2 protein-coding genes are annotated in these 654 nt (G+C 66.5%); both read right to left on the reverse strand.

What is annotated here, in order from left to right:
- A partial coding sequence (locus QWZ14_RS10910) for an ArsR/SmtB family transcription factor (RefSeq protein WP_290316683.1) occupies positions 1–201 on the reverse strand: 201 nt, incomplete at its 3' end.
- On the reverse strand, positions 198–654 hold a 457-nt coding region (locus tag QWZ14_RS10915; protein ID WP_290316684.1), incomplete at its 5' end, for a peroxiredoxin. The genes QWZ14_RS10915 and QWZ14_RS10910, both read right to left, overlap by 4 nt.

Here is a 654-nt window from a genome sequence, read left to right on the forward strand (position 1 = left end):
TGCCTCGCGCAGCATCGCCAACTGTTGGGACAGGTTGGGCTGTTTGAGGCCGAGTTCGGTTTCGAAGCCGCTGACCGCGCATTCGCCTTCCAGCAGGCGACACAGAATGGACAGGCGCATCGGATGAGCCAGTGCTCGAAGGAACTCGGCCACCGCCTGCGGATCGCAGCCACTGGCGCCGTGGAGCGCAGGAGTGCTCATTGTCCGGATGTCCTGGGCTGGTAGTACCAGGCGGGTGCCCCCGCCTTTGCGCGGGCGTCGGCTTCCGCGACGGTACTGGGCGGCGGCAACACGCCCTCCTCACCTGGCTGCCACCCAGCGGGGGTGGAGAGGCCGGAGGCGTCCGTTTCCTGCAAGGCGGCTAGGGTCCGCAGCAGCTCGTCAACGTTCCGGCCGGTTGCCATGGGGTAGTAGGTCAGCAGACGGACTACGCCGGTTGGGTCGATCAGGAAGGTCGCGCGGACGGTGGCGGTGTCACCGTCGCTCGGGTGGACCATGCCGTAGGCCGAGGCGATAGCCATCGACAGATCCTCGGCGAGTGGAAAGGGAATCTCGATGCCAAACTGCTCGCGGATGCTGCGCACCCAGGCGAGGTGGGAGAACAGGCTGTCTACCGAGATGGCGAGGAGGTCACAGCTCAGCGCCTGGAACCGC

It is taken from the genome of Paeniroseomonas aquatica (assembly GCF_030409335.1).
Lineage (GTDB): Bacteria > Pseudomonadota > Alphaproteobacteria > Acetobacterales > Acetobacteraceae > Belnapia > Belnapia aquatica.